Origin of the sequence: Butyricicoccus sp. AM05-1 (assembly GCF_003474415.1) — a bacterium.
GTDB classification, from domain to species: domain Bacteria; phylum Bacillota; class Clostridia; order Oscillospirales; family Butyricicoccaceae; genus Agathobaculum; species Agathobaculum butyriciproducens.
In genome coordinates this window covers 153640-170448 of the sequence record NZ_QUDG01000004.1, presented here as the reverse complement: position 1 = coordinate 170448, position 16809 = coordinate 153640, and the positions used below count along the sequence as shown (strand labels likewise).

Below are 16809 nucleotides of genomic sequence, written 5' to 3'. Positions count from 1 at the left end.
GCTTTTCAGCCCAGTTTGACCAGCAGTTCATCAACCGGATCGGTAATATGTCCCTGCGCCAGCAGCTTATTTCTCCAGATGAGCAGATATCTCCGGAGCATCTGCAATTCCTTATATGTGATTTCCAGCTGAACTGTATTCTCTCGTTTGAACATTTGCAAGCACTCCTTTCTCTTGACTTCATCATATATGCCGTAAGAAGTGTTTGCAAATATGCAAACGGTATGTATGTGGCCTGTCGATTGACAGACCACTGGAAAGCCTTACTTGTACCAGCTTTCCTCAGTGCCCAGAATGGCATTGTGTGCGTTTGCTGCTTCCAGAATATCACTGTACGCCCAGTAACGGCGGCTTACATCCGGGAAGGTATTCAGCTTCCTCAGATTATCGCTGACATACTCCAGATCAGCCGCACGTCCAAGCAGTCGGTTCACAATCGTCATGACCTCTGCGCGGGTAATCTGACGGTCAGCGCGGAACGAACCGTCCCCATAGCCGGTGATCCAGCCATGCTTTGCAGCTGCCTTAATATACTCTGCCGCCCAGTAGCCGTCGCTCACATCATCAAAGCTCTTGAACTGTTCCATGATTTCAGCATCGCCATCGCCGTACACATCAAAGAAGCGAACCGCCAGAGTGGTAAACTCGGCACGGGTAATCTGCTTGTCCGGTGCAAAGTTGGTCTTGCTGTTGCCATAGGTCACGCCATTGTTGTTCAGATATTTCACATAACCGCTGTACCACGCATACGCAGGCACATCACTGAACTTGGTCTTTGCCACAGGGGAAATGTTGCCCCCATTCTTATCCGCCAGCAGTCGTGCAAAAATCGCTGCTGCTTCGCTGCGGGTCATATTACGTTCCGGTCCGAACGTACCATCCGTATAGCCAACGACATAAGCGCTGTGATGTTCCGTTCTCTCGACTTCGGGAACCGTAACCTCACCGTTCTTATCAGTCTTGCCGGTGGCCTTGTCACCCAGATCGTTCTTCACAATCACATTGATATTCTTCTGCGGCACCTTCTGCGGGTCGGTTACAATCACCGTCACCTGATGTTTGCTGTCCATATCAACGCCCTTGGGCAGTTCAACCGTAATATTGCCGGTCTTGCCAATGGACACCTCAGAACCCTGAATCGGACGTCCGGTGTCAGTGTGAACCACCTTGATCGTCAGCGTCCAGCGGTCACGATCTGCATCTTCGTAACCCTCCGTAATCTTGCCATCCTCGTTGGTCTTTCCGTTTCCAATGGGAACCGTAATCTGACCGGCCTTGTCGGTCTGATCTGCTGCATAGTTATCATTCTTGTCGGTCACAGCGATACGCATACCCTGAACGGCGCTCTTATCCTTTACCAGCTGTACCAGAACAGTGGTCTGATCATCATAGTCCAGCAGTCTGCTGTTCGGCAGACGGATGGAAATGCTGTTGTCCTTGTTCAGCACCACGGACGCATTGGAAACAGGCGTTTTATCCTCCGTATCCGTTACCGTCACCAGATAACCGCCCACAACAGCCTGGCCCTTGCTGTCAGTCATACCGCTGTTGTAGATTTTCTCGATCGGCTGCGTATCCAGCTTTTCGCCGCACTCAGTACACTCCTTGTGCTTGCTGCCTTCGGAGTCCGCAGTAGGCTGCTTATCGATGATCCAGTCACCCGGCTTGTGACCGGTTGCCTTGGTATAATCGGTCTTGCTGGAATCGCCGCAGCGAGTACAGGTCATCATGGTGTAACCCATCTCCGTGCAAGTCGGCTTAGTGATTTCGGTCTTATAGTCATGGCCCAGTGCCTTATTCAGAACCGCACCGCATTTTGTACAAAGCTGAGGCTCCGTACAGGTAGCCGCAGAACCGGGAACATGACCGGCAGCAGCATTTCCCTCGATTTTGTGCTCACCGCAGCGAACGCAGTGATATTCCATCACGCCCTCACCGGTGCAGGTTGCATTCGTCACCAGAGTACCCTTGTCCCAGCTATGGCCGAGCGGTTCCGTATAATCTGTTACGAATGCACTGCCGCAGCCATCGCAGCGATGAATGGTCTTGCCGCCATATTCACAGGTGGCGGGAATCACATGGTCTTCGTACTTGTGTGCCAGAGTCGCAGTAATATCTTCGATGTGCCGCTCTCCGCAAATCGAGCACTCACGAACGGTATAGCCGGGATTGGTGCAGGTAGCCGCAACCGAATGGGTTTCAAACTTGTGCTCACCCTTGGGCATTGCCGTTTCTTTCATTTCACCACAGCGAGAGCAGATTGCTAGTAGCTTGCCTTCCGTTTCGCAGGTGGCTTCGCGAATCTTTACACTCTGCCATGCATGACCCAGAGAATCTACATAATCGCGCTTTTCGATCTTTCCACAGGCTGTGCATAAATAGCGATCATAACCCAGCGTCTTGCAGCCGGCCTTTACGGAATCCAGCAGCGTGAAGTGATGCTTTTCTCCGCAGCCTTTATCTGTGCAGCAGTTGCCGCCGCAGTTTTTATCCTCGCAGCCGCAGTTCGGGTCTGAGCAGCCGCAGCTGCACTTACCGTCATCCTTAGTGGTTTCATCATGCAGCCAGACGTTTGCTACACCGTTCTCGGTCATCTCTACGCCCTGATAGGTGTAGGTAATCTGATAATACACATCGTACTGTCCCTTGTCGGTATAGTTCGGCGCGCTGGTCATTGTGCAGCTGTCTGCACTGTTGCCGTAGCGGATTTCCGTGCGTACACCGGCATCAGAAAGGTCTGTCACACTGATGGTGTGCGGTGCTCCGTCCACAACACCGTAGTAGCTGGCAACAACGGACTTTGCACCCACATACTCGTATTTTGCGTAGTCGCAGTCCTTGCACTTCTCTACGATGGCAAACCGGCCATTGGCAGGCTGAGAAAGGATTTCTTTCTCCATGTCATGCCGTTCCAGAACACTGCTCTTGGTGTGATTCGTGCCGTAACAGAACGCGCAATACTCACCGCCGGTCGTTGTGACCTTGTGATAGGTACTGTCCACATACTCATAGGTTTTCTGTTCGGGCAGTTCCTGCATGAATTTCGAGTCACAGTCATAGAGCCAATAGACGTTCTTGCCGAAACCATAATCGTTAATGCTCATGTTGCTGTTGATCGTACCGCAGGTCTCACATACTGCTTTCGTCCAGTGATAACCCGTATAGCTCGCGTTCTGACCGGGAACGCCATCCAGGATCGTGCCCGTACCCGAGCCGCCGACCATCGTACCGTCCGAATATTTCACATTCCGGTTCATAGCAGTCTGGCCGTCCCTCGTATACTCCGGAGTCCGGAACGCCTGAAAAGAAGTTGCCTTGCCGCATACGCCGCAATTGAAGGTTTCATGCGTTACAACCGCATTGACATCCAGCTCATTCGTTCGACCAGAAGCCTGCATCCAGTGCTCCGCAGGATCATGATAACTGTTCACTTGGGCAGCACCAGCCGAAACAGGAAACGTTGAGAATGCCGTCATTGCCGAAAGCAGCATGGCAACGGCTCTCGTGCCGAACTTTTTCGTTCTAGCTTTCATTTGAGATACCTCCGTTTGTCTTGATTTGCGGCATGAAAAAACTCCACAGTCCTTGCTGTGGAGGAAAATCCGCCGCTGTTTTCTTGTGTCCAATCATAGCTACATTGCAACCACCTCCTTCGCGATTTTGCAGCCCCTATAATTACTTCTCAGGTAGTAATACAGATGGTTTACTAAAGGGGAGAGTGTGAGAGGGGGAATGAAAGAGCGGGGAAGAGGGAGAGTTGTACCGCAAATGGGCATACTTTCCCCATGATAGAGGTTATCTTGCTTGTTCTCTTTTCTTGCGCTCCTGTACACGCTGATAATACTCCAGCGCCTTGATGATATAATCCTCGGTTTTCTCCAGCGGCACTGTCGAGGGAATATACGGACGCAGCCGTTCTGCCTTGAAGCTGATTTTCTCTTTCTGGTTTGGCTTTTCCTCACCAAGAATCGCTTCGATGACCTCCGCACTCAGCTTTCCAGCTTTGGAGAACTCTTTGAGCCGAATGGCTTGCGGGAGTGATGGCGTGGCATCATTGTAGCTGATGCTGTTCAGAAGATTGTGCTGTTCCGTTTCCGTCAAATAGGAGAGTTCAACGGCAGGGCGAAAAGCGATCTTGTTCTCGTCAACCATATCCAGCAATTCAGGAATTAGCTCTGTCAGACGGATATAGCGATAAATCTGATTTCTGCTGTCACCTGTTTCTGCTGTAATTACTTCTGAACTACGTCCGGACTTAGTCCCCACTGGGGACAAAGTTAAATCCGTTCTCTGTCCCTGTCGCTTCATCGCCTCCAGACGCATCTTGTAGCTGAATGCCTTTTCACTCGGAAGAATGATTGAGCGCTGCAAATTGGATTCTACCATCAGGATGATTGCTTCATCTCTGGACAGCTCCTTAATTTCTGCGGGAACGCGCTCCAGACCGGACAGTTCACAAGCCTTTCGTCGTCGATGCCCTGATACGATTTCATACCGGCCATCTTCTTTCTGGCGGATCGTAATCGGTGTAATAACGCCGCGCTCTTTCACGCTCTGCACAAGCTGGTTCATGTCCTCGTCCATTTTAACTTTGAATGGGTGGTTCGGGAAATCGTCGATCTCAGATAAGGGGATATCATAGATGCGAGGCAAGCGACTTTCTGCTCGTCCCTCATCATTCATAAACAGTTCAGCGAACCCCGTCAGATCGAGATCGATGTCTTTCTTTCGACTCATGCTCCAACACCTCCTTCGTCACCGCCTCATACGCAGCTGCAACCTTTCCGCCCTTATCATAGGCAAAGATACTTTGCCCTTCCTGGGTGCTTTCAGCAGCACGGACGGAAAAGGGTATCTGCGTATCAAAGACACGGACTCGATCGCTTACAGCGGCTCTCAGCGCTGTAGAAATGGCTTTTGCGTTGTTAGTTCGGTTATCCACCATCGTCAATAGAATGCCATCGATGTTCAGACGTGGATTGATCTGGCGTTTGACCTTGGCAACCGAGTGCATCAGCTGATTCAGACCTTTCGTTGACAGAAAACTCGGCTGCGACGGGATAATCACCCGGTCAGCCGCTGCCAGCGCATTGATGGTCATCATGCCAAGGGACGGCATACAGTCAATCAGGATATAGTCATAGTTTTTGCTGACCGAATCAATGTAGCTTTTCAGCACATACTCTCGGCTCATCACATTGAACAAGCCGACTTCTGTACCGGACAGCTCGATATTCGCAGGCATCAGGTCAACGCCCTCTGTACTTCTCAGCAATCCGAAGTTCTCCGGTAGCGACTTATCGTTGATGACGCATTCCATTACATCAGAGAGTGTTTCACTCAGCTGATCCGGATTACGCTCTCCAAGGCTGATTGTTAAACTGCCTTGTGGGTCTGCGTCAATCAGCAGCACTCGCTTTCCCTGTTTCGCCAAGCCGACACCCAGATTTACCGTTGTGGTGGTCTTTCCAACGCCGCCTTTCTGATTGGTAATTGCGATTACTCTGCATTGTTCCATATTGGTTTCCTCCTTTCTCATTTTAAGCTGTCTGAATCAGGCAGCTATGTATGTGAGCGCCCAGGCGCTCACTCATCCTGCGACAGCTTGCAGTAGTCATCCACATACTGAAGCAGCCAATAGGCGAATTCACGCATAAACCATGCGCAGAGATACGGGTTGTCCATCAGTTCAGCCGGAAGTTCAACTTCCATATCAAGCATTTTGGAAAGCACCCGAATAAAGAGCAGTGTGGAACTCGGCATATACAGATCGTTAAGTCCACTGACCACAACCGCGATAGCCTCCAGTTTACATTCATCACCGTTAAAGTGCTCTGCCGCCGCATCAATCAGGTACTCCGGATAGTGAACTGCCAGATCTGCGAGCTTTTCGAGAGTTAATTCTTCATTCATAACATTTTCCTCCTTTTTGTTATGTACGCACACTGTTCTTCTCTATGCTCTGTGTGCCGGGCATCATCAGGCGGCTGGCTGCGAACCAGCTCCATAGGCATTTCACCTCCCCGCCTTCTTTATGACCGGGCCGCGAATTACGGAAGTATCATTATCCCTTGCACATTTCATCGCCTCCGCCGGTAGCAGTCCGGCTTTCTATCGAATCAGTTTGATCGCTCCTCCGTTTCCGGAATCATGGCGCACCGTCGATAACAGCTTGAGGTTTCCCTCGGTGCAGGTAACGTACCTGATGACTGTTATTCAGTTTTGCGGGAGGCCATCAACTTTGCCTCTCACTAATCAACTACAACCTTCAACCTCAAAAACTGATAAAAAACTTTTGAGATTTTTCAAAAAATTTTTGGACATAAAAAAGCCTCTGCTTCCACATTGGAAACAGAGGTTATTTTTCGGCACACAAAATCAGTTGTAAACGCAAAAACCGCCGCACCAGATTACTCTGATGCGGCAGTAAAACTTTTGCAAATGTGTGATTTTTGGGGCATTCTGCCGACTTCGACACGGATTGGCATACGCTTGGCACACGTTGGCATACAGCCCAGCTTTTCTGTATCATAATCATGCAGAAAACCCTGCAAACACGGCCAACTTTCGAACTTTTTAGTCCAAAGGTTTCATTGTCGGGAACAGCAGAACGTCGCGAATGGATGCAGCGTCGGTCAGGAACATGACCAGACGGTCGATGCCCATGCCCATGCCGCCCGTGGGAGGCATACCGTATTCCAGAGCGTTGATGAAATCCTCGTCCATCATGCCGGCTTCCTCGTCGCCTGCGGCGCGCAGAGCAACCTGACGCTCAAAGCGCTCCTTCTGGTCGATCGGGTCGTTCAGCTCGGAGAATGCATTGCACAGCTCGCGGCCGTAAACAAAGCACTCGAAGCGCTCGGTCAGACGCGGGTCGGACGGCTTGCGCTTTGCCAGCGGAGAAATCTCAACCGGGTAATCGGTGATGAAGGTCGGCTGCATGAGGTTCTCCTCAACGTACTCGTCATAGCACAGGCTCATCAGGTCGCCCCAGTTCTCCTTGCCCTTTTCGATTTCGAGGCCCTTGGCCTTGACAGCCTCGAGCGCCTCCTCCGGAGTGAGTGCCATAAAGTCGATGCCGGCATACTCCTTGACAGCCTCAGCCATGGTCATGCGCTTCCAGCCCTTGGTGAAGTCGATCTCGGTGCCCTGGTACATCACCTTGGTGCCGCCCAGAACCTTTTCGCAGACATGGATTACCATGTCCTCAGTAATATCCATCATGCCGTGGTAATCGGTGTATGCCTGATACAGCTCGATGGTGGTGAACTCCGGATTGTGCTTGGTGTCCATGCCCTCGTTACGGAAAATACGACCGATCTCGTATACGCGCTCCAGACCGCCTACGATCAGACGCTTGAGGTGCAGCTCGGTCGCAATACGCAGATACATATCAATATCCAACGCGTTGTGATGGGTGATGAACGGACGAGCCGCAGCACCGCCCGGAATGGTGTTCAGACACGGGGTCTCAACCTCCATAAAGCCGCGGGAATCCATAAAGTTGCGGATCTCGCGCACGATAGCGGAGCGCTTCTCAAAGGTATCGCGTACCTCCGGGTTGACGATCAGGTCAACATAGCGCTGACGGTAACGCATATCGGTATCCTTCAGACCGTGCCACTTCTCCGGCAGCGGTGCAAGGTTTTTGGAGAGCAGCGTCAGCTCGGTTACGGAAACCGAAATCTCACCCTTCTGGGTACGGAATACCTCGCCCTCGATACCGATGATATCGCCGATATCGAACTTCTTGTAGCCCTTGTATACGTCCTCGCCTACGTTGTCGCGCTTGATATAAAGCTGCAGACGGCCGTAGCGGTCGCGCATATCCGAGAAGGAAGCCTTGCCCATGATGCGCTTGGACATCATGCGGCCTGCCAGACGAACGGTCTTGCCTTCCAGCTCATCAAAATGCTCATGAATATCGGTGGTATAATGATCGCGCTCAAAGCGCACCTGCTGGAACGGGTCCTTGCCCGCAGCCTGCAGTTCTGCCAGCTTTTCGCGGCGAATGCGCTTCAGCTCGTGCAGTTCCTCCGCGGTCTGCTCGTGCTGATCCTGCGCCTGATGCTGTTCTGCCATATCTTCCCCATCTTTCATATAGATTTACATTTAACGTCCGTTAGGACGAATCGAATTACTTCTCGATCTTGATGATCTCGTACTTTACGATGCCGATCGGTGCCTCGACCTCAACAACATCGCCGACCTTCTTGCCCAGCATAGCCTTGCCGAACGGAGACTCATCGGAGATCTTACCGTCCATCGGATCGGCCTCCTGAGAGCCGACGAAGTGGTACTCCTCTTCCTCGTCCTCCTCGAGATCCTTAACAATAAAGCGGCAGCCGGGAGAAACCTCGTCTGCAGCGTAGCTGTCGCCGGTTACAACGACTGCGTGCTTGATGATCTCCTCAAGCTCGGCAATGCGGGAATACAGCTTGCCCTGCTCGTTCTTGGCTTCATCATACTCGGCGTTCTCGGACAGGTCGCCGAAGGAGCGTGCTTCCTTCAGCTGCTCTGCAACCTCATCCGCACGGGTAGTTTTCAGATATTCCAGTTCGTCCTTATATGCGTCCAGACTTTCCTGTGTCAGTTTAATTTCTTTTGCCATGTTTGCAAACCCTTCTTACTCAGTGTCATCGGCTTTCGAGCCGTACAGTACACTATATTATAAATTAAGCACCAATGCCATGTCAAGCGATTCGACCATTTTCTGTCCGATTTTCTGCCGGAGCGCTCGATTATCCCACAGTTTCCATCGCTTTTTGAAGCTGCGGATCGGTTTCCGGCGTCAGGAAGAAAAAGTTCTGCGTCTGCTCATCGGTCAGCTTCACCTCAATATCCGGCGCAATGCCGACATCCGCAAGGCTTTTGCCCTTGGGCGTAAAGTATTCTTCGACAGACAGATTGACCGCCGAGCCGTCGCTCAGCTGGTAGGTGCGCTGAGCGCGTCCCTTGCCGGTGGTGTGCGTGCCGACGAGTGTTGCGCGGTCGTACTCCTGCAGCGCCGCCGCGAAAAATTCTGCTGCCGAAATGCTCTGGTCGTCAATGAGCACCGCGATTGGCAGGTCAATATGGTCTGCATCCGAGGTGTAAACGGTCTCCGAGCCGTTTTTCATGCGCAGCGTCATAATGGTGCCCTCACCGAGCAGCGGATCGAGTGCCGCGCTCATCTCCTTGACACGGCCGCCGCCGTTGTGGCGCACGTCAATGACAAGCGACTGTGCGCCGCTGTCGGTCAGCGACTGCAGCGCCGTCTTGAACTGGTCGGCACAGCCGTCGTGGAAATTCTCGATGCGGATATAGCCGATTTTATCATTCAGCATTTTTCCCCATGCCATCTTCTGCGTGACAACGGCACGCTGCATGGTCAGCTCCTTGGCGGAGCCGTCTGCCTTCTTGACCGTGACGGTCACATCGGTCCCCTCTTTGCCGGAAATTGCACTGATAACCGCACTCGAACCGTCCTTTTCGGTCGTCAGATCTCCCGTACCGAGAATGTAATCGCCCTTTTCGATGCCGGCCTTCGCCGCAGGCGAATCATCGTACACGAGCGTAACACGAATACTCGTCTCGGTGCTCGTCACCGAAACGCCGATGCCGCAGCCCTTGCCCTCACCGCTCATGCGGTAGGCTTCGTAGTTTTCCGCAGGAATATACGACGACCACTTGTCTCCCAGACCGGTAATATAGCCTGCCGCAGCATAATCCGCAACATTGTCTGCGTCCAGTTCCCCAACGTACTTGTCCGACACCAGCCGGTCGATCTCGCGCAGCTTTTTTCCGACCTCGTTGGTGTTCCAGCCGGTGGAAATCAGGCAGATGACTGCCGTTATCGCGCCTGCCGCAGCACACATGGTCAGCGCTATCCGCAGAGAGACCTGTCTCTCCCGCAGTTTTTTCATGGTTTGTCCTCCTCCACGAGAAAAGGGAGAGCGTTACACTCTCCCCTTTTATGTGATTGCGTTAGTTGAAGTAACTCATCGGGTTCTGCGTCGAACCGTTTACATACACCTCAAAGTGCAGATGCGGACCGGTCGAGTTGCCGGTAGAGCCTACCAGACCGATGGTCTGACCGGCGGTTACCGTCTGGCCAACCGAAACATGGATGGCAGACTGATGACCGTAAGCCGTCATAACGCCGCCGCCGTGATTGATAACGGTATAGTTGCCGTAGCCGGAAACCCAGCCTGCGGTAGTAACCGTGCCGGATGCGGCTGCTACGATCGGTGTGCCAGTCGGTGCCGGAATATCCTCGCCCTTGTGGAACTTGCGGGTACCGAAGATTGGATGTACACGCCAGCCATAGGCACTCGAATTATTGGTGTAACCCGGAAGCGGCCAGGTGAACGTGCCGCTGTAACGGGTCGCGCCGCTGCTGGTCGTGGTGGTCGTGCTCGAGGACGAGCTGCCGCCCTTCTTCTTAGCGGCCGCGGCCGCTGCTGCTGCCGCAGCAGCTTCCTTGCGGGACTGCTCTGCGATCTGGTTACTTACGGTGTCCATCTCGCTGGTGATGCGCTCGTACTCCGCCTTCTGCTCCTTCTGGTAGGATTTCAGACTTTCTTGCAGCGCCTTCTGCTGCTCCTCGCTGGATTTCAGCTCCTCAGCCTTGTACTTCAGGTTTTCCTGATACTGTACCTGCTCGTCCTGGGTGGCCTGCAGGTCGTCGCGCTTCTGCTGAATATCCTCCTTCGCGGCGGTGTACTCCGCTACGATCTTCTTATTATCGTCCATGATCGCAGAAACGATCTCCAGACGGCTGAGCAGATCAGAGAAGTTGGACGCGTTCAGCAGGACCTCCAGATAGCTGGTCTCGCCCTGCTCATACGTCGTGCGGACAGTCTCAGAAAAACGCTCCTTCTTGCTGTCAAGCGCCTTGATCGCAGCATCCAGTTCGGTCGTCTTGACGTCGATCTGGTCCTGCAGGCGGTCGATGTACGCCGTTACGGTCGTAATCTCCTCCTTGGTGAGCTTGATCTCCTTCTGCAGTGCGGCGCGGGTCTTTTCGACCTCGTCCACCTGACCTGCCAGACTGTCAAGCTCCGCCTTGACCGATGCCTTCTGATCCTCCAGATCGGACAGCTTGCTTTTCAGTTCCTTACTGCTCACCGCACCGGCATAAACCAGACCGGAGGCAATCATCGAGAACACCATCGCTGCGACCAGGATGCCCGCAATAATGCAGGAAATCAGGCGCACGGTTTTCTTTTTCATCATATTGAAACATTCGCTCCTTTATGCAGTCGTTATACATCCATAAACTTGCGGATACTCGTTACCGAGCCGCCGATGCCGAACAGTGCGGCTGCACCTGCGTACACGCCCAGCACCCACCAGCGCAGCACATCGAACGAGAGCAGATGGAACGAGGACAGAGAAACCGTACCTGCCACGTTGTACAGCTCGGTATACAGACCCCATTCCGCGAGGAAGGCCAGTCCGCCGGCAACCAGACCGAGCACCATGCCTTCGATGACAAACGGCCAGCGGATAAACCAGTTTGTCGCGCCGACCATCTTCTGGATGGAGATCTCCTCACGGCGGGCAAACATAGCCAGCTTTACCGTGTTGGAGATAATGAAGATCGAGATAACGGCCAGACCAACGATCATCGCCGCCGCGATCATGTTGAACACGCGCTGAATCTGAATCAGCTTGCGGATAACATCCTCATCCGCGCGTACGCTTGCAACCCCGTCAACCGCTTCGATTTCTTTGATCGTTGCGTCCGCCTGCGTAGAATCATTCAGGGTAAACACATAGCTGTTGCGCAGCGGATTGTTGTCCGCGTTGTAATCCTCGAGGATGTCTGCGTCGTCGCCCAGCTCCTTGCGGTACTGTTCAAGCGCGACATCGCGGTCCTCGAAGGCGATCGACGCAATGTTGTCGATCTTCTCGAACTGCGTCTGCAGCGTTTTCGCCTCACGCGTGGTGAGCGAATCGTCGATCCAGACTACGATCTGGTTGGACTGCTGCAGTCTCGTAATGTTATTCGTAATGTTGTAGGCCACCAGCGTAACCGTGCCTGTCAGCAGCAGGCTTACGACCATGATCACCACGGCCGCCACGGACATGAAGCCGTGCTTGAAAATGTTGCGCAGGCCTTCCTTCCAATAGTAAGCGATTGATCTCATATCTGATAATACCCACCTGTCTGATCACTGATGACTTCACCGTTGTCGATCACAACAACGCGCTTTTCAAATTCGTCTACCAGACCCTTTTCGTGCGTTACGATCAGCACGGTCGTGCCAAGCTCATTGATCTTTTCAAACAGGGTCATCAGCTCCAGCGAACGCGCAGGATCAAGGTTGCCGGTCGGCTCGTCCGCGATGATGAGGCGCGGGTTGTTGACCAGCGCACGCGCGATTGCGACACGCTGCTGCTCACCGCCGGAAAGATTCATCGGCTTTTCGTGCGCCTTGTCGGCCAGACCGACCAGATCGAGCACATACGGCACGCGCTGCTTGATGGCCTTGCCCTTGGCACCGACGGCGCGCATGGCAAATGCGACGTTCTCGTAAACGGTTTTGGTGTTGATCAGGCGGAAATCCTGATAGACAACGCCCAATGTACGGCGCAGATACGGAATCTGCCGCTTTTTCATTCTGCCGATATCGTAGTTGTTGACGATAACGCGGCCTTCGCTCGGCCGAACCTCACCGGTCAGCAGCTTGATGATCGTGGTTTTACCCGAGCCGGACGCGCCGACCAGAAAGACAAATTCTCCCTCGTCTACACGCAGACTCGCCTTGTTCACCGCCCGGGTTCCGTTTTCGTAAACCACGGTGGCTTCACTCATTCGTATCACAGGCAATCCTCCTCGGTGCCAACGCAGAAGGCGTGCGAATGCCCCGGATTGGGCATTTTCGCCTTCCAGCAAACAAAAAAGACAAAGGTGTAAACATATACACCTTTGTCTATTATAACAGATATCATGTTTATGCGCAAGCCGACAAACTGTGGCATTATTGCACAATTTACGTCTTTCCTGTGTAGATTTTATGAACAGACAGCGATTATCTGGTACCTTCTTCGCGGCTTGCAAGGTATTTTCGAACCATGAGCGCTACCTTAAATACGATCGCGTGATCGAACTCACGCAGGTCCAGACCGGTCAGCTTTTTAATCTTCTCAAGACGGTACACCAGCGTATTGCGGTGTACGAACAGCTTGCGCGAGGTCTCGGATACGTTCAGGTTGTTCTCGAAGAACTTCTGAATCGTGAACAGCGTCTCCTGATCGAGCGAGTCGATCGAGCCCTTGCGGAATACTTCAGACAGGAACATCTCACACAGCGTGATCGGCAGCTGATAGATCAGACGGCCAATGCCCAGATTCTCGAAGCTGATGATGTTCTTCTCAGTGTCAAATACCGCACCGACCTCGATTGCAGTCGTAGCCTCCTTGAAAGACTTTGCGATATCCTTCATCTGAGAGGATACCGAGCCGATGCCGATCAGGCACTTGACCGACAGCTCGCTGAGCAGTGTCTCCTCGATAGAGCCTGCCAGCTTGACCAGATCCTTGATCTCACTGCCTGCCTTGACCTCCTTGACAACAACGATGTCCGTCTCGGAGATATGCAGCACGAAATCCTTCTGCTTGTCCGGGAACATGCCGTTTACCACGTCGATCGCGGCAACATCAGCCGGCGCCTGCTGGCGCACGAGGAATACCACGCGCGGCACATCGTTGCCGAAGTGCAGCTCGCGGGACTTGATATAAATATCGCCCGGCAGGATATTATCCAGAATGATATTCTTTACGAAAGTAGCCTTGTCGTGCTTTTCGTCATACAGCGTCTTGATATTGTTGATCGAAACTGCAACCAGCGAACAGATACTGCGCGCCAGCTCGTCCTCGCCCTGTACGAATACAGCGTATTCCAGACGCGACGCACGGTCGCCCGTTGTATGATAAGTATAACCGCCGAAACGAACGATCTCGCCGGCGAAGCCCAGCTCAGTGATTGCTTCCTCCCGCATTTCACCGATACGAGGCAGATCGGTACATGCTACGACCGCACCGCTTGCGTCAACAATGCCGATCGTACGATCCACCGTATCCTTCATCTGCAAAACAATCGACTGGAACAATCTCGAAGCCATTTCCATCACCTTTCCCGTCTTTTTCACGCGCCCCGGCGCTTTACTCCGCATCCGTTCGCCGAAACGCTTACTCTTTATGGTGTTCTCACCGCTAATGGTGATTCTGCCTATGACATTCTTCACAAGAACGCCAAAAGTTCCCTATACATTTTAAGTCATTATATCACATGTCCGCGCATTTTTGTACAAAAAACTCAAAAAAATTTGTAGATTTTTTAAGTTTTTCAAGTTTGCGAGGTAAGTTTTTCCAATTCCTCCTGTGTCAGTTCCCGAAATTCGCCGGGCGCGAGTGTTTTATCCAGCCAGAGACCACCCAGCCGCAGGCGTTTGAGCACCGTTACCGTACCGCCGACTGCCGCGATCATGCGCTTGACCTGATGGTATTTGCCCTCTTTGAGCGTCACACGCACGCGCAGCTCCGGCTCGGTCTCGAGGATTTCCAGCTTCGCCGACTTGCATTCCGTGCCGTCCCGCAGGGTCATGCCCTGCTCGAAGCGTGAGACTGCATCCGCTGCCAGCGCGCCGTCCACGACCGCCTCGTACTCTTTTTCGACATGGCGATTCGGACTCATCAGCGCATGGCTGAGCGCGCCGTCATCCGTGATGAGCAGCAGTCCCTCGGTGTCCTTGTCCAGCCTTCCCACCGCAAACAGGCCGCGCCGCAGCTCGGCCGGAAACAGCTCAAGCACGGTATCGTGACGCTCATCGCGGCTTGCCGTGATAACACCCATCGGCTTGTTGAGCATATAGTACCGCTGTGCGCGGTAGCGCTGCACGGTGCCATCCACCGCCGTCTGCGACCGGTCGGGATCGACCTTGAACGCCGGATCCTTCTGCACGGTGCCGTCCACCGAGACGCGTCCCGCACGAATGAGCGCCTGCACTTCCTTGCGGCTGCCGCAGTTCAGGTGGGACAGCAATTTGTCCAATCGCATCTGTGGCATTTTGTCCCCTCCGCCAATACATTTCTTTTATAAGGATAACACTTTTTCGCAAATTGCACAATAGCTAAATGCAAAAAAAGTGCAATCCCCCGAAAGTTACCAATAGATACCATAAACCTATGATAACTTTTTCGTTGAATTGCACAGTTATGCAGTTTCCGGAAGTCATTGCCCGCCGCTGTCAGGTCTGCGGCATATCCAGCAGGCCATGCACAAATCCATCCGTCTGTGCGGATGTGATATCCGCTGCGATCAGGCGGTTTCTGCGCACCAAAAGGTTGGCGGTCACGCCCTGCTCCCCGGTAGGATAGGCGGTCAGCGCGTAGGTATACAGCGTGGCGCGTTTGCCCTGATACGGCGTAAGATCCAGTCCCTGCGCCTGCTGAATAGCGTTGTACTGCTCATATACCTCATCGAAGGTATCGGGTATCTGCACCTCCTGTGTGCCGACCGGTTCGTTCTCCACCGACCAACCGCAGGCGGTCAGCAGAGCTACCCGGTCCTCGTTCGTTTTCAGCTTTGCACTGAGCGCTGCACCTTCAGCGCTGACCGCGGTATCCGCCTCTGCCGTTTTCGGCAGCAGTGCTGCCGCGCCGACCAGCACCAGCCCGACCGCCAGCACGCCCACTACGATTTTCCTCACCGACACCTTTGCCGCAAAAACGATCATGGCATTGTCCCTCCTGCTTTTGCTTTATCCTATGTGTACAGAAGGCAAAAAAGAACGCCTCCGAGTATTTCTCGGAAGCGCAGCTTGTATCAGTCCAGATTTTTCTTCTTCAGCATCCACCATGCAAAGAAGCAGCCGACCACCGTAATGGCCAGCGGCATCCACCAGACCCAGTCGCCCGGTATCTGTCCTTCGCCGATATTCATACCGAAGAAGCCGAACACGATATTCGGAATCGTCATGATAATGGTCAGGATGGTCAAAACCTTCATGATGATATTCAGATTGTTGGAAACGACGGAAGCATAAGCATCCATCGTACCCGCCATAATGTTGGAATAGATATTCGCCATCTCGATGGCCTGACGGACCTCGATCAGCGCGTCCTCCAGAATGTCGCGGTCGTCCTCATACAGCTTGAGCACGCGGCCGCGCAGCACCTTTTCCATCGTAACCTCGTTACCCTTGAGGGACGAGGAGAAGTAAACCAGCGATTTACTCAGTCCGAGCAGCTGGATCAGCTCCTCGTTTTTGAGGGAGTCGTACAGACGCTTCTCGATGCGGGTAAAGTCACGCTCGATCATACGCAGATTTTTCAGGAATCGACCTGCAATGCGGAGCAGAATCTGGAACACAAAGCGCGTCTTGAGCGAGGTATGCACGCCCTTTACCGCACCTTCCGCGATGGAGCGCAGGATGATGCTGTCCTCCAGACAAACCGTGATGACCGCATTCTGCGCCACGACAATACCCATAGGAATGGTGGTGAACATCTGTCCGCCGTCCTCGACCGAGCTTTTCTCCACCATCGGGATATCGACGATCATGAGAAGCTGCTCGTCCTCGGTATCGACACGCGAGCTTTCCTCCGGGTCGAGCGCCGCGCGAACAAACTCTTCCTCAACCTGAGCCGCCTGCGCGATCTGCTCCAGCTCGTCCGAGCTGGGATGCACCATGTTGACCCAGCAGCCCTCGGTGAACTCGCTCACTTCTGTGATGCGGCCGTCCACCGTTTTGAAAAATTCAACCATATTATACCGCCTTTCAGCAGCGGCACTCCTCGAAAATGCCACCGCGAGTAATA

At 53.2% G+C, this 16809-nt stretch carries 15 protein-coding genes; all 15 read right to left on the bottom strand.

The window, feature by feature from the left end:
* Positions 1-5: 5 nt before the first annotated feature.
* The 15 genes from DW088_RS16060 to DW088_RS08005 all read right to left on the bottom strand — a co-directional run bounded on the left by DW088_RS16060 (position 6) and on the right by DW088_RS08005 (position 16756).
* Positions 6-155, bottom strand: a complete 150-nt coding sequence (locus DW088_RS16060; RefSeq protein ID WP_199677249.1) for a hypothetical protein — start codon at positions 153-155, stop codon at positions 6-8.
* A gap of 108 nt (positions 156-263) precedes the next feature.
* The gene (locus tag DW088_RS08075; RefSeq protein WP_118360344.1) at positions 264-3533 is read right to left on the bottom strand and encodes an S-layer homology domain-containing protein; all 3270 of its coding nucleotides are present in this window, start codon (positions 3531-3533) and stop codon (positions 264-266) included.
* Between the two features lie 262 nt (positions 3534-3795).
* Complete coding sequence (locus tag DW088_RS08070) at positions 3796-4737, bottom strand: ParB/RepB/Spo0J family partition protein (RefSeq protein WP_118360343.1); 942 nt, start codon at positions 4735-4737, stop codon at positions 3796-3798.
* Positions 4691-5518: a ParA family protein gene (locus DW088_RS08065; protein WP_118360342.1), complete on the bottom strand. Its 828-nt coding sequence runs from the start codon at positions 5516-5518 to the stop codon at positions 4691-4693. Before DW088_RS08065 ends, DW088_RS08070 begins: the two co-directional genes overlap by 47 nt.
* A 68-nt stretch (positions 5519-5586) precedes the next feature.
* Complete coding sequence (locus tag DW088_RS08060; RefSeq protein ID WP_118360341.1) at positions 5587-5913, bottom strand: hypothetical protein; 327 nt, start codon at positions 5911-5913, stop codon at positions 5587-5589.
* A 663-nt stretch (positions 5914-6576) separates the two neighbouring features.
* Positions 6577-8082 (bottom strand): lysine--tRNA ligase, encoded by a 1506-nt coding sequence (gene lysS / locus DW088_RS08050; protein ID WP_118360340.1) that lies wholly within the window; start codon positions 8080-8082, stop codon positions 6577-6579.
* A 55-nt stretch (positions 8083-8137) separates the two neighbouring features.
* Positions 8138-8611: a transcription elongation factor GreA gene (gene greA, locus DW088_RS08045; protein ID WP_117489347.1), complete on the bottom strand. Its 474-nt coding sequence runs from the start codon at positions 8609-8611 to the stop codon at positions 8138-8140.
* A 130-nt stretch (positions 8612-8741) separates the two neighbouring features.
* Positions 8742-9905, bottom strand: a complete 1164-nt coding sequence (locus DW088_RS08040; protein ID WP_118360339.1) for a S41 family peptidase — start codon at positions 9903-9905, stop codon at positions 8742-8744.
* A 61-nt stretch (positions 9906-9966) separates the two neighbouring features.
* Positions 9967-11217: a murein hydrolase activator EnvC family protein gene (locus DW088_RS08035; RefSeq protein ID WP_118360338.1), complete on the bottom strand. Its 1251-nt coding sequence runs from the start codon at positions 11215-11217 to the stop codon at positions 9967-9969.
* Between the two features lie 29 nt (positions 11218-11246).
* Positions 11247-12134 (bottom strand): permease-like cell division protein FtsX, encoded by an 888-nt coding sequence (gene ftsX, locus DW088_RS08030; RefSeq protein WP_118360337.1) that lies wholly within the window; start codon positions 12132-12134, stop codon positions 11247-11249.
* Positions 12131-12811, bottom strand: coding sequence for a cell division ATP-binding protein FtsE (ftsE, locus tag DW088_RS08025; RefSeq protein WP_118360336.1), 681 nt, complete (start codon positions 12809-12811; stop codon positions 12131-12133). Before ftsE ends, ftsX begins: the two co-directional genes overlap by 4 nt.
* A 208-nt stretch (positions 12812-13019) precedes the next feature.
* Positions 13020-14111 carry a PucR family transcriptional regulator gene (locus tag DW088_RS08020; RefSeq protein ID WP_117554966.1) on the bottom strand — a complete coding sequence of 364 codons (1092 nt, stop codon included), beginning with the start codon at positions 14109-14111 and terminating at the stop codon, positions 13020-13022.
* A gap of 224 nt (positions 14112-14335) precedes the next feature.
* Complete coding sequence (locus DW088_RS08015; RefSeq protein ID WP_118360335.1) at positions 14336-15055, bottom strand: pseudouridine synthase; 720 nt, start codon at positions 15053-15055, stop codon at positions 14336-14338.
* 181 nt (positions 15056-15236) lie between these two features.
* Positions 15237-15725, bottom strand: a complete 489-nt coding sequence (locus tag DW088_RS08010; RefSeq protein WP_118360334.1) for a DUF4830 domain-containing protein — start codon at positions 15723-15725, stop codon at positions 15237-15239.
* 89 nt (positions 15726-15814) lie between these two features.
* On the bottom strand, positions 15815-16756 hold the full coding sequence (locus DW088_RS08005) for a magnesium transporter CorA family protein (protein ID WP_110436341.1): 942 nt from the start codon (positions 16754-16756) through the stop codon (positions 15815-15817).
* Between the last annotated feature and the right edge of the window lie 53 nt (positions 16757-16809).